Raw genomic sequence first — 20,279 nt, forward strand, 5'->3', positions numbered from 1 at the left:
CGGCTCACCAGCACATCGTATTTCCCGGTGCTCACGTTGTACCTGCAGCAGTACAGCAGAATCGCGTCCACCGCCGTTCCAATCTTGTTGTCTGATGCCTGGATCAATCCCAGCCGTAAATCGCGCGGCGAGAAGACCACTCCGTAGAAGTATTTCGAGAGGCGTCCCTTAGGTGTGACGACCATGATCGCCGTCGCGTGGTTGAACTGGTTGGTCATCGGATCCCACTTGTAATGGAACCCGGCCGCGTTCGCCAGCTTCGTGATTGAATCCGGACTGCCGGTGAGGAAGTGCCACCCGCGCTCGGCGTCTGGATTGCCGAGTTTCCCCAGCCACTGTTGCTTCGCGGCCGCCGCAATTGCCGGCGTCTCCTTCGGATTGAAGCTGACGGTCACGATCTCGTAATCTTTGCCCAGCTTCAGCGTCGTCTGCTTCACCACATCGGTGATTCCCTGCAGTGTCTCAGGACACAGCATCGGGCAGTCGTAATAGACGAGTGAAAGCACAACTGGCCGCTTGCCAAAATATTGGCTTAGCTGGACGGTTTGCCCTTCCGAATTGACGAATGGCAGCTCGAGCGGAATCTGCGAGTTCAACCTCTGGTCAATCCCGACGCCCTCCAGCGCTTTCGGATCCTGGTTGACCGGGACCTGCTGCATTTCTTTTCCCGTCCAGAATTTCTGCGCGTAAACGTTTGGTGCGAGGAAGCTAATTAAGGCGAGTGCGAAACCGAATCTGCGAATGTACTGCGATGCAACACGAATCAATGCGCAAAACTCCTTGTCGCTGAGAACCACGGTAAAAGGTGAAAACCCCACGTTCAGTAGTATAGGACTCCGAGTGCCTGAAGAAAGTTGATGAATCTTTTTTCCCGGGTAGCTGGTCGAGGCTCTGGTGCTGGTGTCCCACATCTGCGAGTTGTTCACAGATGTGGGTCTTTCACCCGCAACTCCCCTGTCCTTGCGGCAAGTGTTTGAGTGTGTTAGTTTTGGCCTTTCCGAGTCGCTCTTCCAGAAAGGGAAGCTACGGGTGCGTCCCGAAATAATAAAGATCAACGCCGAATCTCCTGACCCATCGCTCATCGCCTATTGCGCCGAGCAGATCAAGCAAGGGCAAGTGCTGGGCATGCCGACCGACACTTTTTACGGGCTGGCTACTGATCCCTTCAATCTCCGCGCCGTCGACAAGGTTTACGAGATCAAGAGCCGTAATCGTCACAAGCCCCTGTCGTTGCTCATCGAAAGCGTCGACCAGGCAGAGCATCTCGCCGATACGCTTCCTGATGAGTTCCACATTCTCGCCGACAAGTTCTGGCCGGGGCCGCTGACCATCATCGTCAAGGCCGCGCCGCGGCTGCCTCTTAAAGTGACTGCAAATACCGGCAATATCGCCATCCGGATTCCGGCGGCGGAGATTCCCCTGCAGGTGATTCGTGCCGCCGGCCTGCCCATTACCGCGACATCGGCAAACCTTCACGGACGGCGCGAGTGTACGACCGCAGAGGGCGTTCGCGACCAGTTGCATGAGCGAGTACCCGTTATCGTAGATGGCGGCCCCTCGCCGCGTGACACCTACACCACCATCGTGAACCTGGCGGACAAAGGCGTGAAGTATCGCATCATGCGGGTTGGCGCCGTTCCCGTACACGAAATCGAGGACCTTCTCGGCGATCAATGACAGGAGGTAGCAGTGGCGGGCATTCGGGAGGATTCAAGGTCTGGATAGGCCGGTTCCTTCTCGCCGGACTCTGCCTCATCCTCATCTTCTACGTAGTCTCCTGCATTCGAATCGTTCGCCAGTCGGAACACGACGACGCGCGACCTGCCGACGCCATCATCGTCTTTGGTGCTGCCGAATACGACGGGCGACCGTCGCCCGTTTTCCGCGCCCGGTTGGACCACGCATACCTGCTGTACCAGAGGAAACTCGCTCCCATCGTGATCATCTCCGGCGGCGCCGGTGGTGATCCCAAGTACAGCGAAGGCGGGGTAGGTCGCGATTACCTGAACAAACGCGGCATTCCCGACCGTCATCTCATCGCCGAAACCCAGGGCGACAGCACTTCGGAAACGGCCGAGCGCGTGGGAGTCATCATGCGCGTCAACGGCTGGAAAACCTGCATCGCCGTCAGCGATCCCTACCACGTCTTCCGCACCAAGCGAATGCTGCAGCGCGAAGGACTGGTAACCTACGTCTCACCCCGCCCGCAGGAAGTTCCGCTGTCTGACACGACGAAGGCGCTAACGGTGATGCGCGAGGCCCTCAGCCTGACGCTGTGGACGTTGCACATCACGTAGGGTTGTGACGAGTTCCATTTCCCTGAAACATCTTGGCAGATAGCATCACAAGACAGCTTGGCCGCGAAGCACTCGAAGGCGCACGAAGTCATTTGCCCTTCGTGAACTTTCGTGTCCTTCGTGGTTAGCTTTTTTCAGGGAGGAACTGATGTCTCATAAACCGGGCACACCCGCGCCCAAGTCGGGCATTTACTGGTGCAGCGTCTGCAAAACTCCAGCCCAATTCAAAGAGGGCGACAACCTGCCCAACTGCAGGAATCTCTGCGGACGGGGCTACTGGGAGTTCGTAAAGGAAGAGGAGAAAAAATAAGGGAAGCATTCCCTTGTGTCCAATAAATTGGACGCCTGACGAAGTCAGCGAACAGTCGCCCCTACCGCAGTAGTGCCTGGAGAAGTTGCAAACCATGCAAAAGAAGCTGATGCTGTGCAGCGTTATTCCCATCATCCTCTTCCTTGCAGTTCTTCCGTCCCTCGGCCAGTCACCGGAGAATCGCGCCACCCTTGTGATCGTGGATTCTCGCGATCCTAATCTTTGGGATTATCGGGTCAGGTTCTATGACGAAACCGGAGCGGAAGTGGCTACGATGAAACACTGTCAAATTGTCCGCCTGAGCCTGACGCCAGGGCCGCACAAGTTCTGGTCCAATAAAGGGAAGAAGAAAGCGATAACCTTTAGCGCTGTCGCCGGCGAGACATACTACGCTGCGGGTGGGCTCAAGAATCCTCTCTCACAGTTTATGAGGTTTGACTTTGACCTGGTCACTCGAGCGGAAGCCGAATCCTGGGCCAGCAAGTGCAAACTCCCCGCGTCGACTCTCGACGCCGAAGCCCCCAAAGCTGTGCCGCAGCCCTGATGCTTACCGATCACTCCAGATACTACGGTCCAGTCTGCCCACTCCCTACCAGCCATCAATCCACCGGCCCTCCAAAGAGAAACCGGCACCCTATCAGGCGTGCCGGCTTGTTCTACGCATTCGCGGCACCTCCCCGAAGGTACCGGTTCTTTGTAAGAACGTACTTACCTTAAATGCCAAAATGGGAACAGGAGCAAGGAATCCGCTTTTGTTCCGAATTCGGAACAAAAGCCAGCGCCGAGACTCCAGATTCCAGTCGCCCGACGTTCGCCCCAATTGCTTCTGTGAGATGCCCCGCGCCGCCAGAGGTCTACGACATCAGCAACAAACCATATCCAAGCGTCAAGCACGCCGCCAACGCTGTACTGATGAAATTGACCGAGTCGTTGCCCAGCCTTCCCGGCCGCTGCAGCGTCGCGCCGAGAACGCTGTCGAACAGCATCCCCACCACTCCGGCAATCATGGCCGGAAAGATCCAATAATCCGAGATCACATTCAATGACGCCGCCACTGCCGCGATGATCCACGCCGCAATGATGCCCGCCAGGGTCCCCTGGAACGTGATTCCGCCATCTGCACCCGCCGCAACCGAGTGCAAATTGGTGATGAGGTGCGACCGCCGGGCGACGGCTTTACCAATCTCGCTGGAGACTGTATCGGATGCCGCCTCGCACAGCGCTGCAGTCATCGCTGCGAACAGCAGCGGTGCGACTCGCGGAGAGAAGATGGCCGGAACCGCGACTATCGCGGCGGCTGAGAGGTTGGCGAGCACCTGATAACCCCGCCGTCCACCTTTCAGTTCGGCGATCCCCGCCGCCAGTTTCCGATGCTGGCCGAAATGTGTCGCGAACAGCGTCAGCGCGAAGACCACGAGAACCGTTACGAAGCCTCCGTAACCAGCAGCCGTGGCGATAAAGAAGGTACAGAGGAAGCCGGCGAGGGCTCCGCGGGCGGTTACCCCGCGCATTCCCCATGCCAGGAGTGCGAACACAATAGTAACGGCGAACGCGGGTAGGACCCGCGCCAAGGCTGCAATTTCGCCCGTTAACGGCGCTACAAACAGGCTGTTATGGGTCATAACAGCGGCTAAAAAGACGGTTGGCGGCAAAGATTCCACTCCGCCGCATCCTATCAGACTGTATTTGCGCCGGGCGAATTCGTGTATATAATTCCCGGGCACTGTGGGGAAAACTATGCCTGCCTCAGTTTGGACGGGGTATCTGACCTTCGGCCTCATTTCCATGCCCGTGCGCCTGTTTTCCGGCGCGCGCGACGAACGTGTCTCTTTCCACATGCTTCACCGCAAGGACCTCTCGCGCGTGAAGCAGCAGCTCATCTGCGCCGAAGACGGCGAAGTCGTCGAACGCGACGACATCGTCAAAGGCTACGAGTTCCGCAAGGGCGAATATGTCGTCATCGATCCCGAGGAGATCAAGAGGATCGAGCCGAAGACCGCCAAGGCCATGGAGATCCTCGAGTTCGTTCCCTCCAGCGAAGTCGATCCGCTCTACTTCGACGCCTCTTACTACCTGCGTCCCGAAGAGGCCGGTAAGCGTCCGTACGCGCTGCTCAGCAAGGCCATGGAGCAGACCAGGTACGTTGCCATCGCGAAACTCACCATGCACAACCGCGAATACACGGTCTTCCTCCGTCCGCACGAAGGCGGATTGATGCTGCACACCATGTACTACGAAGACGAAGTTCGTCACATGGAGGAGACCGGAACCGAGAACGTCGAGCTGAAAGAAGCCGAGGTCAAAATCGCGCACCAGCTCATTGAGGCTCTCGCCGCCGACTTCGAGCCGGAAAAGTATCACGACACCTTCCAGGAAAACCTGAAAGAGTTGATCCAGGCGAAGCTCGAAGGCAAAGAAGTCGCCGAAGTCGAGAAGCCGAAGAAGATGGAACCCGCCGTCGACCTCATGTCAGCACTGAAAGCGAGCCTCGACAAAATGGATAAGAAGAAGCCGCAGCGCGTCGAGCATGTCGAAGCCGCCGAGCGAACCCACGCCGCAGCAAAAAAGAAGCCGGGGAAGAAGCGCGGAGCCGCGTAAATTCAATCTGGAGGTCCCGTCCCGGCTTGGATGGGGCGGAGTAGTTTCTTGACGGATCTTCCCGGACGGGAAAATTCCCATTCGTTCTCCGCTTCCTTGCTGTAGTGTCGGGTTCAAATTCCACGAGGCCTTCCTGAACCCCAAAACTCCGTAGTGTCTTAACCATCCAAAACTACTGTCACGGCGATATGGCGAGGGACTTTCCCGGCGCGCATAATAGAGAATGCGCATCCTTTTCATTCAGTAGGAGGCCTCTTGAACTCAGCGCGCGGAGCTGCCGGTTGGACGTCGTTGCCAATTCTGATCAGTGCCGTGACGTTCGGAATCGTTCTTTTGCTGGCGCCGTCGTGCCTGGCTTCGCAAGAACCTCCGTGCCACAACGGCTCGGGGAAGGCCGAGTTTCTCTCCCATCATTCCGGGCTCCTGGTCTTCCGCGCCGGAATGACAATAGATGCCGACGGCAGTCCTCACGCGTATTCTCCCGTACCCGGCGCAGGTCTCGACGCGCTGCATAACGCCGGTAGCCCGGGGCATTGGGACGGGATTTTGACCGATGACGGCGAGCCTGTCGTGCAAGGCCCCGACGATCCCGCACCCGGCTACTACATCTCGCAAACGGCGCTCGAAGACGAAAGCCAGTCCAGCAGAAGCCAGCGACGATTCGTCAACTCAGAAGAGATCCCCTACATTTCTCTGCCTCGTTGCATTTCCGGGCCGCGGTTGGGCGACGTCGCGATCGTCGTCAACAGCCATAACGGACGATGGAGCCCAGCAATCCTCGCCGACGAAGGCCCGACCACAGGCGAAGGCTCCATCGCTTTGGCTAAAGCGCTGGACGTGAACGCTGACCCGTTACACGGGGGGATCGATGGCGGCATCGTCTACATCGTTTTCAAAAAGTCGGGTATCGGTAGTGCAATGGGAACCGACGATATGCTCAAAATCGTTCAGGACAAACTGGCCGATCCCGATATCCAGGACTCAGTCAGCGACGCCGTCGGTTCCATCCTCGACGTCAGTGCAATGCTGGAACCGGGCGGAGGCGACGTCCAGGCTTCCGACACCGCCGAGCCTGCCGAGTAGTCCCTCGATCCACCTCGTACCTGAGCCTCAAACAATTCCGTCATCCCGAGAGCAGCGCGTTTCTTGCGCGGAGTCGAGGTGACCCGCATGTCCCTCCGTATCACCACGAATCTGCTTTAGAAACAGAAACGGCGCCCGCGAAGGAGCGCCGCCACAACTGCTCAAGTCACGACTATGTCCGCGAAATCTGCGCAGCGGGACGTGGCTGCGGGGGACCAGCCACGTCCCTCCCGATAAAGGTCCAATTAAGAGCTGTGGACCCGTGAGTCGGTTAGAACTCTTCTAACAAAAGGTTCATCCGTTTGTAAAGAAACGTTAACTCCCGGTTTCGAAGGTCAGAGTTACGAAGGTACTCCGTACCCCATCCTGGCGTCCTTTTGCCAGGAGTACTTTCCCGAGGAACAGAGAAACGGCGCCCGCGAAGGAGCGCCGCCACAACTGCTTCAAGTCAGGACTATGTCCCAAAACAAGTGTAAGTCGCGCGACCGCGATCTCCGCAAGGGAACCGGAGAGAAAATCTTGTACAGTTCCAAAACGGGAACTTAATCAGCATTCATGTGGGTCCTGTCATTCGTTGGGGCAGGCCTTCAGGCCTGCGAAAACTCACCGCAACAAGTTCCCGTCATCCCGAGACCAGCCGCGCTGCTGTTGCGCGGCGGAGTCGAGGTGACCTGCATTTCTCTCTGTGTTACCACCAGTCTGCTTTAGAAACATAAAGGTTGTAGCCCAGGTATCTCCTCACCTTTTGTGCCCCACGTTCGCGCCCCGCCTTTGGACGCTAACGTGGGCAGACAAACTCAAGGGGTATGGTTCGCTGGCGGTTTAGAGTTGCTGGATGTGGGTAGCTGGATAGATTACGATATGCCCTGTTATCAACCACAATCTAATTATGTAATGAAATTCATTCGCATTTCTGCCTTCACTAGAGTTACGATTTCCGAAATTGGTAGGAGGCTCCGAATGCGCTTTCCATCATTACTCGCGGCAGTCGTTCTAACTGTGTCGTTCGCATTCGGTCAAGCTAACGAGTGCGAAACCGCAAAACCGTCCGGCATCAGAACTCTTGATGGGGTTGTTGTGCAGAGGGTCGTCTTGCAGGGAAATTGGGGTCGAACCGACGCAACAGTCTTGCTGCCGTCTGATGAGATCGTAAAGGCGGCCATCGTCTTCTCTCACTCAAAAATCCATCCGCATGGTGAGGCGCCTACCGATTTGCTTCCCATGGCGCTTACACTTGCTCGCGCTGGCGCAGCCATAATCGTCCCAAACCGTTCGTTGGAGTGGCCGCCGAATGACTCCTCGACGAATCGCGAAGGCGCTGTCGTGGAGTGTGCGGCTCATTGGATTGTTAAGAATACAAAAGTGCCAAATGCTGGGATGCCGATCACAAACCGCGAAGGTGGTGTGACTCATTGGGTTTATGGTTACGTGGGGCCACGCGTGTGTAAATCAACCGCATCACCTGACTGCGAATTGTCTAATCCGTTGCTGACTGACGGCTATCATTCCGCAACGATTCCTGTCGGGGAACCGGAGAATGGCTCGACGAAGAGTATCCTCAGTGACGGTGGTCTGAGGGCGGCACAATCTCTGCAACGCCATCTCGGATTGCGTCGAATTGACAAAATCGAGCAGGCATCGGCATCAGCGGCGTTGTAGCATTCTTGCATTCAGGGCAGCCAAGGTTTATCACAGCACGAACGCGGAATAGCTGTTGGTAAATCGCCTTCTCATAAACAATCCGGGGTTGCTGGATAGATTATGGTATGGCCTGATACCTCCAACTAATGCCGCACGTCCAACTCCCGAGGAGGACAAAATGCGTCGAGGAGCCTTCGCGGTCATCTCGATTTTGGCTCTCATCTCAGCGGTGCAGGCACAGGAGGATTGGTGCGATGCGATACCCAACGCAAAAGTGAAGAGGGTTGTCTACTGCGAGTCTCTCCCGATAGGTACGACACAGGATGGAGCTTTCGCAGTAAGCCTTGAGTCCAAGTTCTTTGAAGGACTCCAGCGAACGAAAACAGACGGACGTGCCGAATTTCAGAAAGACAAGCGCGATGTCTCTGCGTACCCAGATTCATTCATAGTAGCCGTCGAAAAGAACCCCGTAATTGTGTCCACCGGATCGGGTACCATAATTGCGCCAGGGGGCCCGGACAAACCGGTCAAACAGAAGAAGCCGCGAAAGGTGATGCTGAGATGGCTAAGTGAGTCTGGAATTGTCATTCGGGAAATCACTGCTGATTTGGAAGAAATGCGGCAGCCGTGGCCCGAAATGAATCCTCCAGAGATTTGGTACAGGGCAAAAATCGACGGTGCCGCTGAGCCACTCAGTTCTGAACTGGAAATCGTTTTGATTGGCGAAAGTGGCGAACATCTTGGAGAGGTTAAACGCTTTCTCTGATCATATCTCCATCACGTAACCTATCCAGATTTGGCGGACGTGTGGAACCCTCTCGGAGTTCTTTATCGCTGTCTCCCCTTGGCCAGCAACCGCAGTATCTCGAAATACAACCAGATCAGGGTGACCATCAGGCCGAAGGCGCCGTACCACTCCATGTATTTTGGCGCGCCCGACTGTGCCCCGCGTTCGATGAAATCGAAATCCAGCACAAGGTTCAGCGCAGCAATGATCACCACAAAGATGCTGAATCCTATCCCGACAATTCCGGAACCGTAGATCGAGGAGCCGAAGTGGATGCCGAAGAATCCCAGCACCATCGTGATCAGGTAGACGAAGAAGATTCCGCCGGTAGCCGCAACTATGCCGAGCCGGAAGTTCTGGGTAACGGGAATCCACCGCGCGCGGTAAACGAGGAGTAGGACGACCAGCGTCCCAAACGTGAGGCTCACCGCCTGGATCGCGATTCCGGGGAATCGAACCTCGAACATCGCAGAGACGCCGCCGAGCACAAGTCCTTCCAGCAGTGCGTAGATCGGCGCGGTGACCGGCGCCCAAGTCTTTTTGAAGATGGTGACCATCGCAAACACGAGGCCACCGATAGCCCCAATCAATGTCAATGGGCCGAGGACCGCCGCATCCCGTGACTGCATGAACAGATGCCAGGTCCACGCAGCGGTAGCGATGGCACATATCAGGAGTAGCCCGGTCTTGTTGACCGTCCCCTCGATCGTCATTCGGTCTTCAAATGAACCTGCCGTCGCGTCGCGGAACGCGCGGTCGCTCAGGGCCGGGTTCGCCGTTCTCATCAGTTGGGCCAATGGAATCTCCTCGTTGATTTCTGTTCCATAGATTATCCCAATCCGGCCGCAGTCGCAGGAAAACGCTTGACCTTCACGTCACGACCTCGAGCGCGAAGCAATGAAGGAACTAACCGACAACTGAGACCCGGGAACTGGTTTAATCCCGTTTCGGAACTCCCCGGAAAGTTTCCTCATCATCAGGCCGCGACCCTCTTGACCGCATCATTTACAATTGCTCTGGACACAGTCTATCCAGCGGCGCCCCCAGTGGGCGCCGTCGCTTTTAGCGCTGAAGTCCGTTCTTCGGTTCTTCAGTTGTCCCGTGTCCCACGTCTGCCGCAGTTAGCAGGACGCGGGTCGGTTCGGCGGCTTAGAATCACATCGCTCTTTGACATACTCGTCGCTGCGGTAACGGCCCGCACCCGAGCCAAGGAAAAGAGCCTTGCGGCTTCCGTCGCAAGGCTCCTGCGTGCGCTTTGTCGAGAGGACAAAGCAACAAAGCGACATTAATCCAGGCTGTGCGGGATAGCCAATCCGCCACACGATGCAGACCGCCTACAACTTTCGTCGCTCTGCTACCGCGAGGCGGATCCTGAGAATGTCCACCTCATAACCATAAAAATGTCTGATAACGAGCAGCAAATCGACCGTCGTTCGTTACGCAAATCGTTGGAAACAATGGCCTTGTTTGGCTTTTTAGATTTAAGTTCCGTATGCGCAATATTTTAGCGGCGAAATCTCCGTAAAATATTGAAAACGAAGAACCGCAAAACAGGGGGGTGGGGGATTCCAGACAGCAGCATCGGAAATCGCCCCGCTTTGATCTTCACGAACCAGGAACGAACGAACGAACTTACTGCTTGCGCTGAATGCTCAGCATCGTCAGATCATCGGAATAAGGTTCTGAACCCACGAAGTTCCGCACGTCGCCGAGGCAAGCGCCGATGAGATCCGCTGGCGCGCGTCCCGATTGCTTGCCGATCAGCGATACGATCCGTTCGACGCCGTACTCATCGTCGGCGCAGCGCGCTTCCGAGAGACCATCGGTATAGAGGAACAGCGAGTCTCCAGGATCGAGCTGTAATCGCGTCGGCGCGAATTCCGCCTCGCAGAACATCCCCAGCGGCAATCCGGTCGATTCCAGGCGCAGCACGCCGCCTTGTCCGGTGGCAATTGCCGGAAGATGTCCGGCGTTGTGGATCTCAACCTGCCCATCAGGCTTCGCCTGCCCACAGATGAGCGTTGCGTACTGTCCCGCAAGCGCGCTCTCGCAGAACAGCCGATTTGCGTGCGTGACGATGTCGCGCAGCGGCAGCGACATGGCAGTCAGGCTGCGGAACATCGCATGTAGCTGCGTCATCAGCATCGAGGCAGCAACCCCTTTGCCGGAGACATCGCCGAGCGCGAAGAACAGCCTTCCATCGGAAGGAATCAGGTCCAGGTAATCGCCACTGACCGGACCGAGCGGTGCATAGTGATAGCAGGTTTCCCAGACGCCCGCCCGAAGGTTCGGCTTGGGCAACAGGTTGCGCTGCACTTCGGCTGCGAGATCGAGGTCGCGCTGAAGCGCCGTTCGCTGCGACGCCGAGAGATGGTCAAGGCAATACCGGACCAGCGGATCGGCCAGCAATCGGACCTGCTCGACCGGTTCGTGGCACTCCTCGCAGTAACCGTAAGTGCCTTTGTCCATGCGGTTGAGCGCAGAATCGACTTCCCGGAGGAGCGCGGCGAGGCTGCCGTCGCCCGGCACCAGGGCAATCGCCTGCTGCAGACGGCGTTTGCGCTCTTCGAGTTGGTTGTGCAGGAAACTGACCTCGAGTGTAGCCATGGCACTCTCCGCCGGAAATGGTAGTTCCGAATATTGGATTCCGCAGTGATGAAGAGAGATGAAATTGATTTAATTACGCGCAAGAAAAACCGCCATCTGCGAAGAACAGAGGTGGGTCAGCGAACGGGAAAGCAGAGTTCCGACCTGCCGAGCCGTCGAAATTGGCGTGAGTCGCACCTTGCAGTTACAATGAGTGTTTCCCGTTCGTGCGACATTTCAGGAAGGACCCGGCGAACTAATAATGTTCTCTTTTTGGTCAAAGGCCGGTTTGGCGGTGCTGCTGACGGTGGTGCTGCTGAGCCTGGGCTGTAATGATGTCTACCGTCCCATCGTCACTCCAATCCCGCTTCCGGGCGGCGACCCCAGCGGCGCTGACTACGTTGCCGTGTTGAACCAGAACCCTTCTGGCGATCGCGACGTAGTCTCGTTTCTCGACGTCAGCGGCGATACCAATATCGGGAACCGGCAGGTCGGGCCGGGTGCGGCGTGGATGACGTGGACAGCAGGCAAGTCGGCGGTCATTGTTCCGAATTCGACGCTGGATACTTCCACCCAGACTTCGTATGCGACTTCGGTCGTTGGGACTGCATCGCTTCTGTCGGGTTCGGATCCGGTGTATGCGTATTCACGCAGCGGTTCGTACATGTACATACTGAATCGCGGAACGAATTCGGATTGTCCGAGCAGCGGGTCGATCGGTGTGCTGCTGACGAGCAGCAATTCATTGCAGACCGATATCTGTGTCGGGCCGCATCCGACGTTTTTCACGCAGACGCCCGACGGCCAGCGGCTGATTGTGCTGGACGATACGCTCAACCAGGCGTGGATTATCAACGTCGTCTCCAACACCATTGAGGCCAAGCTTCCAGTGGGAACAAGCCCGGCGTGGGCGGTGGTGAGCCCGAACAGCAGCACGGCGTACGTGGTGAACAAGGGCAGCGGCGACATGACGGTCCTGGACATCGCGAACGATGCCGTTCGGAACGCCAGTATTGCGACGAATGGAAGTTCGCCGGTGTACATTGCGATGGACACGAAGCGCACGCGGGTTTACGTCTCAAACCAGGGCAGCGATTCTGTCTCCGTTTTCGATATTTCGGGTGTGACGCCGGTGCAATTGACGGCGCCGGTAAGCGTCGGATCGGGCGCCTCACCTTATTCAATCGCGGTTCTGGCGGACGGTTCGGCAGTCTTCGTTGCGGACACGGCGACCAACGTGGTGACGCGGATCGACGGGAATAGTTTCTTGCCGACGCAAATTCCAATTTCGCAGGTGGCCGGATCGAAGGTCACGTGGGTGGCGGCTTCGATCGCGGGCGCGAGAGTTTACGCAACCTTCACGGAACCAACCGACATGAATAATGGGACGGCCATCATCCGGACCTCGGATAATGCACTGGTGGCGACGATCGATGCGCCGCGACAGGATGTGCCGAGCTGCGATCCGACGGTGGCGACGTGCAATCCGGCCAGGATGAGGCCAGTGCTGGTGATGGGAAGACAGTAAGACAGTAGGGTTTGGTAGTAGGTGAAGGGCGGGAGCGATCGATCCCGCCCTTTCCGTTTGTCCTAAAACCGCACCATCGAGCGATCCTGCCATCGGGCCATTTCGTGCTAGAAACAAATTTTGCAAATCTGTTCTTCGCAATAAAACCATCGGGAGAGTAGGATGAGCAGTTCGTTTTTCATCGTGGGGGATTCTGCGTGAGCCTGAAATGGTCGCTCGTATTCGTCATTCTCTTCAGTTCGTTTTGTTTCGCACAGAAACGCCAGCCGAACAAGCCATCCGAGCCCAGCATTCAGCCTACGGCGACGGGAGAACAGCAGCCGACAGCGGAGAATTTTCCGCCGGAAGCAGGCAAGGTTGCGCCAGCGAAAGCAGAAGCGCCCCAGTCCATTTTTGAGGGCATGAAGTACAGGTTGGTGGGGCCATTTCGTGGCGGGCGCGTCGTGGCGGTTTCGGGCGTTGCGGGAGAGCCGAATGTTTTCTACTTCGGATCAACCGCGGGCGGAATGTGGAAGTCCACGGATGCGGGATTGAACTGGAAGCCACTGTGGGACAAGTTTCCGGAGGCATCGGAGTCGGTAGGCGCGATCGCCGTGGCACCGTCGAACCCGAACGTGATCTACGTCGGGACGGGCGAGGCATGTATTCGCGGAAACGTCGTTGTCGGGAACGGCGTTTACAAATCGACGGATGCTGGCAAGACGTGGAAGTACATCGGGTTGCGCGATACGGAATCAATTGGGCGAATGGTTGTGAATCCCACAAATCCGAACGAGGTGTACGTGGCGGCGCTGGGTCATCCGTTTGGGCCGAACACGACGCGCGGGATTTTCCGGACCAAGGACGGCGGAAAGACGTGGGAGCGGATTCTCTACGTGGACGACAAGACGGGCGGGATCGACATCCAGTACGACCTGTCGAATCCGCAGATCCTTTACGCGGGAATGTGGCAGGTGGTGCGCAAGCCGTGGACGTTCGAATCGGGCGGACCGGGAAGTGGACTTTATAAATCGACCGACGGCGGGGACACGTGGACAAAACTGACGGGGAACGGTCTACCGGACGGCATCCTGGGACGCATCGGCGTTGCGCCGACATCAGATACGAATCGCGTGTACGCGCTGATCGAAGCAGAGAAGGGCGGACTGTATCGCAGCGATGACGGCGGTGAACACTGGCATTTGATGAATGATGACCGTGAGTATCGGCAGCGAGCCTGGTATTACACACACGTGTTTGCCGATCCGAAGAATCCGGATGTGGTCTACATCCTGAACACCGGGACGTACCGGTCGATCGATGGCGGAAAGACGTTCACTCGGATTCGAACGCCGCACGGAGATAATCACGGGCTGTGGATCGATCCGACGGACACGAAGCGGATGATCAATGGCAACGACGGTGGCGCGACGGTTTCGACGGATGGCGGAGCGAGTTGGTCGACGCTGCTGAACCAGCCGACGGCGCAGTTCTATCACGTAGTTGCCGATAACCGTTTCCCGTATTGGCTCTATGGGGCGCAGCAGGATAACTCGACGGTTGCAATTGCAAGCGCGAGCGCGACGGGCGGGATCGGGGAAAAGTGGTACTACGAGGTCGGCGGTGGCGAGAGCGGATACATCGCGGTAGACCCGACGGATCCGAATATCGTTTACGCGAACTCCTATGGTGGCGATGTTACGCGCTACGACCATCGTACGGAAGAGACCCGGAATATCAATCCCTGGCCCCGAAATCCGATCGGCTGGGGTGCGGCCGATTTGAAGCACCGCTTCCAGTGGACGGAACCAATGGTGTTCTCCCCATTCGATCCGCATACGCTGTACTACGCGGGTGAGGTGTTGTTCAAGACGACGGATGAAGGGAAGAGCTGGACGATCATTTCTCCGGACCTGACGAGGAACGACAAGTCGAAGCAGCAATCCGCAGGCGGTCCGATTACAAAGGACAACACGGGCGTTGAGGTCTACGACACGATCTTCTCGGTAGTGGAATCGCCGCGAGAGAAGGGTTTGATTTGGGCCGGATCGGATGACGGGCTGATTCACATCACGCGCGACGGCGGTGGGAAATGGGAGAACGTCACGCCAAAAACTATGCCGGATTGGGGAACGGTGAGCATGATCGAAGCATCTCCGTTTGACGCGGGGACGGCGTATGTGGCGGTGGAACGGCACAAGTTGGACGACTTTGCGCCCTATGTTTTCAAGACGCACGACTTCGGAAAGACTTGGGCGGAAATCAACACGGGCATTCCGAAAGATGTTTACGTGCATGCGGTGCGGGAGGATCCGAAGCGAAAAGGATTGCTGTACGCGGGGACTGAGCATGGCGTGTATGTGAGTTTCGACGATGGGGCACATTGGCAGCCGCTGCAACTGAACCTGCCAGCGGCGCCGGTAAATGACCTGATCGTAAAGAACAATGACCTTGCGGTCGCGACCCATGGACGCTCGTTCTGGATTCTCGACGATCTGTCGCCGCTACGGCAGTGGAACGATTCGATCAAGAACGATGACGTTCACCTGTTCGCACCGGCGGCGGCGAACCACACGACGTTCCCAGGGTCGTTCTTTGGCGGCGGAAATGCCGGACAGAACCCGCCGGCGGGAGCGGTGTTCTATTACTACCTGAAGAACGAGATCAAGAAGCCTGAGAAAAAGCCGGAAGCCGCAGGCGCGAATGGCGCCGGTGCAGGTGGTGAACAGGGCGCTGAGAAGTCCGCCGAGAAGGCTGCGGGGAAGCCGGAAGCTCAGCCAGCCAAGATTGAGATTCTCGACGACTTGGGGAAGGTGATCCGAACATACCCGCCGAAGAAGCCCGAAACTGGCGGCGGAGAGGAAGGGTTTGGACGGAGACGCGAAGAGCCAATTCCGACGAAGGCCGGCATCAATCGGTTCGTATGGGATATGCACTATGAACCGGCGCTGAGCATCCCGAATTCGCCGTTGTGGGGTGGGAGCACTGAGGGACCGCTCGCATTGCCGGGCAAGTACCAGGTTCGGCTAACGGTAAATGGGAAATCGCAGACAGAGCCGTTCGAGATCGTGCCGGATCCACGGTTGAAGGTCACGCAGGCCGAACTCAAGCAGCAGTTCGACCTGATGCAGTCGATCCTCGCTAAAGTCACCGTGGTGCATACGGCGATTATGCAAATTCGCGACGTTCGGGCGCAGATCAATGCTCTGGATAAGCGCATGACGCAGGAGAAGAATCCGAACGCGAAGACGATTGCAGACGCCGGAGCGGCGCTGGATAAGAAGATGACTGCGGTGGAAGAGACGATGATCCAGACCAAGGCCAAGAGCGGGCAGGATGTGCTGAACTACCCGATCCGACTGAATAACCTCCTGGTGGCGCTGGGAGGAACGGTATCGAGTGCCGATGCTGCGCCGACCAAGCAGGACTACGAACTGTTTGATGAACTGAGCAAGCAGGCGGACGAGCAGGTCGCGAAATGGAACGACATCGTCAAGACCGATCTGGCGTCGTTCAACGAAACCGTCCGGAAGCTGGAGGTTCCGGCGGTGGGAGTGACGGTGCCCGAAAAACCTTAATGACGAAATGACGAATGTCGGAATGACGAATTAAAGACTCGTATTCCGGTGCCTGACCCTACTCGCTGGGTGGCCGGTCCTTTCCCGGTTTTGGAAAGGGCCGGAATTCCCGTGGTCTAAGGGGCTTCTGACCCACCCCCCTATTTAGCGATCTCCTGTTTTCAGCGACTTACGGAAATTTTCCGTGTAGATCTATGAAAATGCGGCGGTTAAATCTAAAAATACCCCGGTTACCAATTGATAAACCGTCGGACCTTCCCTCCCCCACCCCCCACCCCCTCTGAAACTTTGGAATCAACGAGTTAACGCAGAAACAGGAGGTAAATACTTTGGAATCATCTTGCTAGAAGTACTTAAAAGATTCCAAAGGAGTTAGAGGATGATCGGATCGTCGCGACCAACCCGAATTGACGATTGACGATTGCCACATTGACGATTGAAAACCAATGACGGAATGACAAGTGCGGCAATGACGAATGAAAGCCGAGTCGGGGTTGGATGGACTGCTTGCCCTCAGGGGCTGAAGCCCCTCACTTGAAGAGTCACCAAGCGCAGGCCTAAAACCGGTTGGGGACGCCGGTCGACAAATTTTTAAAGAGCGAATGACGACGGCGCCCACGAAGGGCGCCGTTGTTGGACTGATCCATGATCAGGATAGAGGGTGGTGAGGGAGGCTGTCTGTGATGTAAAGAGAAAAATTTAACTCGTTCCCGAAATGGACTTGCCAGGGGGAGGACTGCCCCACCCTCTCGCAAAGAACGCGAGAAGGGTAGGGCACGAGTGAAGGCTGGGCCACCAGCCTATAGTTTCAGTGAGACAGGATCGTAAGTTGAAGGGTATTCGACACAACATTATCTGCCTTCGACTTCGTGAGCTTGCGAACTCGAACAATGTAGCGCCTGGGAGTTAATTCATGAATCTTGTTAAGGAGAATCGTATCAACGATTTTCTCGTGAGGTTTGAGAGTTGGGGTGTAATCGCTTCCACGAATGAGAATCGGGGGATCCGTGGGTAACCCGTGAAGCGCCCTTCCGTATGGCGTCAGGGTGACCGGAGCCCCCGTCGCAGCCACCACCGCAACGTCATAAGTCAGTTCTCCAGATTGTGAGGCTCTTGATTTCAGTATTGACAGATCCGTGCCAGAACTATTCTCGATTGTGACCTGAACCTCAACAGGCTTCCCAACCACGATGCTTGTCTCTGGGGCGGAAATAGTCAGCACGTATGGTGCATTGGAGCTTTGCGCTTGCGTAAGAGCAGGCGAAATCGCAAGTAAGACAACTAGACACGAAATCGATCGCATAAGAATCCTCTCAGTGGCAGTCGGCTGCTCGGCATATTACTTGTTTGGCAGTCTGCGGCTAACGCGGGTCGGCCGACGAATAGAGCTAGCAGAGTCAACCAAGCAATCGTGCGGAAACGAAGGCGATTCATCGGCTGCCTAGAGGGTTACAAGAACGCGCGGCGCCCTAGAATTGGGGGATGTTTCGTACTGTCGCCGGATTCTCGGATTCCATTCCAGTGAACGGAAAGCCAAGAACTAGTTGCTGATTGTGATAGTGATCTTGTTTGACATGACAGCACCTCCCTTGGGATCGTCGAGGTCTCGACGTGAAACTTGCACGATGTAGTTACCAGGTCCTTGGAAGGCCACAAGCCGGCTGATCAGGCTGCTTTGAGTGAGGCTCTCACCTGGTTTCAATGTGCACATCTCTGCGCTGCCGCCGGTTTCCATTTCAGGGTGCTTCCGAGAGATATTGGGCAGTTTTTTGCCGTCAGCAGAGTACACGTGATATTGATAGGATTTGTTCACGCCATTGTTATATACAGATGTGCAATTCTCGTCATGGTTCGAAGTGTTCGTCATTGTAATCTGGATGTACACATCGCCATTGTTGGTCACTTCGGATTTCTCGGCGCTAATCGATAGCGAAAAAGGGGCAGTCTGCTGAGCATCGACGAAAACAAATGAGCAGATGAGCAATAACGCTAGGTTCAGTTTCATGGCGGCCTCTCATTCTACGTCGCCGGTTCCGGGGTTCTTCGTAGTAACTGGCGGGATGCGAGTGGTTGGCGAGGACGTCCCTATCACCTGTGCAAACTGCCCCACCCTCTCGCGCTGGAGTGCGCGCGAGAAAGGTAGGGCACGAGCGAAAGGGTGCGCCACCAGCCCAGGGGTGGTTCGTGGGTCCACCTTAGCATCGCCGCCACCAGTTGTTCCTGCTCGCGCGAGTTCAAAACGGAATTATCTCGTCGTCGCTCCGTCCCAGCTTTTTCAGAACCAGCACAGTCAGCGATTCCGGAGTCTCCTTGCGCAGGTCGACATACGCGATGTGTTTATGCAAGCCGGGAATCTCCGTGTCATCGAAGCGTGCAGGAAGGATATATTCCTCCTTCGCCTCGATCGCCTTCTCGAACGCGCTGCGACGCTCATGAGTCGGCCAGACCTTTTCCGCATAGTGCTGCGAGATGAACATCACGCAATACCGCGCCGAGCTGCTGTACACTTTATGAAGATGCTCGATCAGATTCTTGCCCCATAGCGACGCCTTTTCATAACTGTCGTAAAACAGCGAAACATCGTTGAGACGCAGCAGCTCCGCCACTTGCTCGACGAACTTGCGATCTTCACCAGCAAACGACAGCACGATCTCGTAAGTCTCACCAATATCCACACCCGTCATGCTGACAACCTTGTAAATCGTGCGCCCAGATACCCTACCGGCGGGCTTCGCGACAAACCCGTCGTTCACCAGATACTTATTAAACATCGTCGCCAGTTCCTCGATCCGCTGGGGATCGCGGGCGACAATGGGGAGCATGCAGACTTCGAGGAATCGGATGAACTGTTCGTCAGGAATGGAGCAAATCTTGAGCCTCTGATAAAGCAGTTCTGACTCCGTGTAATCAGAATTGTTGACGATGTGCTGCCAGATGTCGCCCTCCGCGTTTTTGAATCGGGAGTCCCGGGAGGGCATCGTTTCGAGCGGCCAGATCCGTTTCAGGAACGAGATGATGTCGAGCTTGCCTATGAAGGGCACCGTGTCGAGCAACAGCGCATCCACGATGTCGGTCCGCGTTAGCTCTGTAATTTTGCGTGCAGTCGCCATCGGCCTTAGATGATACGCCGCACTCGGGAGCGGCTGCGAGCGTCATCTTATAGAGAGAGAGAAATGCAGGTCACCTCGACTCCGCCGCGACCGCGCTAACAGCGGCGCGGAAAAGCCAAAATCGCGGCTCCGCTCGGGATGACGAGTGTTGGGTGGAACGTCAGGTTCGCAATAGTCGAAAGTGTGTGCTCTACATCGCCGCCGCGGATCGTTCGGCGCGACGTCTCCGGTTGTAGCGCATGGCGATGTTCATGTAGACGCAGCCTGCGGGGGTGTCGAAGGCCATGACTAGGGCTTCGGTGTCTTCGGTGGATTTCATGCCCTGGTCGGCGCTGTGGACTTCCGGCGGATTGATTTTGAAGCGGAAGCCCTGGTCGTTGAGCGTGGTTACGGCGTTGCCGATGACGAGGTTGGCGAGTTCGCTGACGGTTTCGCGCACGAGCGAGTCGTTCTCGGTGAGTTCGGAACCGGCGAGAGCGCTGGCGACTTTCGTCGCCGTTGGAGCCTCGATGTCGAAGATGACGCGGCCTTCGATGTCGCCGTGGATAACGACGGTGGCGGCCATGCCTCGGCGGCGATAGGCTTCTTCTTCCATGGCGACGTCGCCGATGCGGGTGGAGCACTGGAGCGTCTGCGAGAGAACGGCGTCCGCGGCGTTAATGAACGGCTGAATGAGTTCCATCCTCATTGTGCTTCTCCTGTTCCGGCGGCGGCAGATGCGACGGCGACGGCGTCTTCGCCCATGACGTACTTGATGACCTCGTAGAGAACCTCGGGCTTGA

At 56.7% G+C, this 20,279-nt stretch carries 17 protein-coding genes; 10 read left to right on the forward strand and 7 right to left on the reverse strand.

Annotation, left to right across the window (positions count from 1 at the left end; all coding sequences use genetic code 11):
- Window positions 1–767, reverse strand: a 767-nt coding sequence (locus ROO76_10135; GenBank protein MDT8068508.1) for an SCO family protein, incomplete at its 3' end; no start/stop codon positions are given.
- Between the two features lie 262 nt (window positions 768–1,029).
- Between ROO76_10135 and ROO76_10140 the strand changes: the two genes are divergently transcribed.
- The 4 genes from ROO76_10140 to ROO76_10155 all read left to right on the forward strand — a co-directional run bounded on the left by ROO76_10140 (window position 1,030) and on the right by ROO76_10155 (window position 3,151).
- Window positions 1,030–1,677 (forward strand): L-threonylcarbamoyladenylate synthase, encoded by a 648-nt coding sequence (locus ROO76_10140; GenBank protein ID MDT8068509.1) that lies wholly within the window; start codon window positions 1,030–1,032, stop codon window positions 1,675–1,677.
- The gene (locus tag ROO76_10145; protein ID MDT8068510.1) at window positions 1,674–2,297 is read left to right on the forward strand and encodes a YdcF family protein; all 624 of its coding nucleotides are present in this window, start codon (window positions 1,674–1,676) and stop codon (window positions 2,295–2,297) included. The genes ROO76_10140 and ROO76_10145 overlap by 4 nt, the downstream gene beginning before the upstream one ends.
- A 148-nt stretch (window positions 2,298–2,445) precedes the next feature.
- Complete coding sequence (locus ROO76_10150; protein ID MDT8068511.1) at window positions 2,446–2,607, forward strand: hypothetical protein; 162 nt, start codon at window positions 2,446–2,448, stop codon at window positions 2,605–2,607.
- A gap of 94 nt (window positions 2,608–2,701) precedes the next feature.
- Entirely contained in the window at window positions 2,702–3,151 is a 450-nt protein-coding gene (locus tag ROO76_10155; protein ID MDT8068512.1) for a hypothetical protein, read from the forward strand.
- A 310-nt stretch (window positions 3,152–3,461) separates the two neighbouring features.
- On the opposite strand, the gene ROO76_10160 is transcribed toward ROO76_10155, so the two are convergent.
- Window positions 3,462–4,268, reverse strand: coding sequence for a DUF92 domain-containing protein (locus tag ROO76_10160; protein MDT8068513.1), 807 nt, complete (start codon window positions 4,266–4,268; stop codon window positions 3,462–3,464).
- 76 nt (window positions 4,269–4,344) lie between these two features.
- Between ROO76_10160 and ROO76_10165 the strand changes: the two genes are divergently transcribed.
- The 4 genes from ROO76_10165 to ROO76_10180 all read left to right on the forward strand — a co-directional run bounded on the left by ROO76_10165 (window position 4,345) and on the right by ROO76_10180 (window position 8,695).
- Window positions 4,345–5,205, forward strand: a complete 861-nt coding sequence (locus ROO76_10165; protein ID MDT8068514.1) for a Ku protein — start codon at window positions 4,345–4,347, stop codon at window positions 5,203–5,205.
- A gap of 255 nt (window positions 5,206–5,460) precedes the next feature.
- Window positions 5,461–6,288, forward strand: coding sequence for a glycoside hydrolase family 75 protein (locus tag ROO76_10170; GenBank protein ID MDT8068515.1), 828 nt, complete (start codon window positions 5,461–5,463; stop codon window positions 6,286–6,288).
- A 783-nt stretch (window positions 6,289–7,071) separates the two neighbouring features.
- Window positions 7,072–7,947: a hypothetical protein gene (locus ROO76_10175; protein MDT8068516.1), complete on the forward strand. Its 876-nt coding sequence runs from the start codon at window positions 7,072–7,074 to the stop codon at window positions 7,945–7,947.
- 55 nt (window positions 7,948–8,002) lie between these two features.
- Window positions 8,003–8,695 (forward strand): hypothetical protein, encoded by a 693-nt coding sequence (locus ROO76_10180; protein ID MDT8068517.1) that lies wholly within the window; start codon window positions 8,003–8,005, stop codon window positions 8,693–8,695.
- A 62-nt stretch (window positions 8,696–8,757) separates the two neighbouring features.
- On the opposite strand, the gene ROO76_10185 is transcribed toward ROO76_10180, so the two are convergent.
- Both ROO76_10185 and ROO76_10190 read right to left on the reverse strand, forming a co-directional pair.
- Complete coding sequence (locus tag ROO76_10185; protein ID MDT8068518.1) at window positions 8,758–9,501, reverse strand: Bax inhibitor-1/YccA family protein; 744 nt, start codon at window positions 9,499–9,501, stop codon at window positions 8,758–8,760.
- An 847-nt stretch (window positions 9,502–10,348) separates the two neighbouring features.
- Window positions 10,349–11,323 carry a SpoIIE family protein phosphatase gene (locus tag ROO76_10190; GenBank protein ID MDT8068519.1) on the reverse strand — a complete coding sequence of 325 codons (975 nt, stop codon included), beginning with the start codon at window positions 11,321–11,323 and terminating at the stop codon, window positions 10,349–10,351.
- 241 nt (window positions 11,324–11,564) lie between these two features.
- On the opposite strand from ROO76_10190, the gene ROO76_10195 reads away from it, so the two are divergent.
- The gene (locus ROO76_10195) at window positions 11,565–12,830 is read left to right on the forward strand and encodes a YncE family protein (protein ID MDT8068520.1); all 1,266 of its coding nucleotides are present in this window, start codon (window positions 11,565–11,567) and stop codon (window positions 12,828–12,830) included.
- Window positions 12,831–13,027: 197 nt separating this feature from the next.
- A complete protein-coding gene (locus ROO76_10200) occupies window positions 13,028–16,387 on the forward strand; it encodes a glycosyl hydrolase (GenBank protein ID MDT8068521.1) in 3,360 nt (1,119 codons plus the stop codon).
- 1,540 nt (window positions 16,388–17,927) lie between these two features.
- Here the strand turns inward: ROO76_10200 and ROO76_10205 are convergent.
- The 3 genes from ROO76_10205 to ROO76_10215 all read right to left on the reverse strand — a co-directional run bounded on the left by ROO76_10205 (window position 17,928) and on the right by ROO76_10215 (window position 20,185).
- Window positions 17,928–18,392 (reverse strand): hypothetical protein, encoded by a 465-nt coding sequence (locus ROO76_10205; protein ID MDT8068522.1) that lies wholly within the window; start codon window positions 18,390–18,392, stop codon window positions 17,928–17,930.
- Window positions 18,393–18,621: 229 nt separating this feature from the next.
- Entirely contained in the window at window positions 18,622–19,497 is an 876-nt protein-coding gene (locus tag ROO76_10210) for a TIR domain-containing protein (GenBank protein ID MDT8068523.1), read from the reverse strand.
- 190 nt (window positions 19,498–19,687) lie between these two features.
- Window positions 19,688–20,185, reverse strand: a complete 498-nt coding sequence (locus ROO76_10215) for a chemotaxis protein CheX (protein MDT8068524.1) — start codon at window positions 20,183–20,185, stop codon at window positions 19,688–19,690.
- Between the last annotated feature and the right edge of the window lie 94 nt (window positions 20,186–20,279).

The sequence above is a fragment of the Terriglobia bacterium genome (assembly GCA_032252755.1).
In the GTDB taxonomy this organism is placed as follows: domain Bacteria; phylum Acidobacteriota; class Terriglobia; order Terriglobales; family Acidobacteriaceae; genus JAVUPY01.

What these genes read in the sequence shown, in the direction of transcription:
- ROO76_10145 (MDT8068510.1), top strand. Translation starts at nt 1,674, where the DNA reads ATGACAGGAGGTAGCAGTGGCGGGCATTCGGGAGGATTCAAGGTCTGG.
- ROO76_10150 (MDT8068511.1), top strand. Translation starts at nt 2,446, where the DNA reads ATGTCTCATAAACCGGGCACACCCGCGCCCAAGTCGGGCATTTACTGG.
- ROO76_10155 (MDT8068512.1), top strand. Translation starts at nt 2,702, where the DNA reads ATGCAAAAGAAGCTGATGCTGTGCAGCGTTATTCCCATCATCCTCTTC.
- ROO76_10165 (MDT8068514.1), top strand. Translation starts at nt 4,345, where the DNA reads ATGCCTGCCTCAGTTTGGACGGGGTATCTGACCTTCGGCCTCATTTCC.
- ROO76_10185 (MDT8068518.1), bottom strand. Translation starts at nt 9,501, where the DNA reads ATGAGAACGGCGAACCCGGCCCTGAGCGACCGCGCGTTCCGCGACGCG.
- ROO76_10190 (MDT8068519.1), bottom strand. Translation starts at nt 11,323, where the DNA reads ATGGCTACACTCGAGGTCAGTTTCCTGCACAACCAACTCGAAGAGCGC.
- ROO76_10195 (MDT8068520.1), top strand. Translation starts at nt 11,565, where the DNA reads ATGTTCTCTTTTTGGTCAAAGGCCGGTTTGGCGGTGCTGCTGACGGTG.
- ROO76_10205 (MDT8068522.1), bottom strand. Translation starts at nt 18,392, where the DNA reads ATGAAACTGAACCTAGCGTTATTGCTCATCTGCTCATTTGTTTTCGTC.
- ROO76_10210 (MDT8068523.1), bottom strand. Translation starts at nt 19,497, where the DNA reads ATGGCGACTGCACGCAAAATTACAGAGCTAACGCGGACCGACATCGTG.
- ROO76_10215 (MDT8068524.1), bottom strand. Translation starts at nt 20,185, where the DNA reads ATGAGGATGGAACTCATTCAGCCGTTCATTAACGCCGCGGACGCCGTT.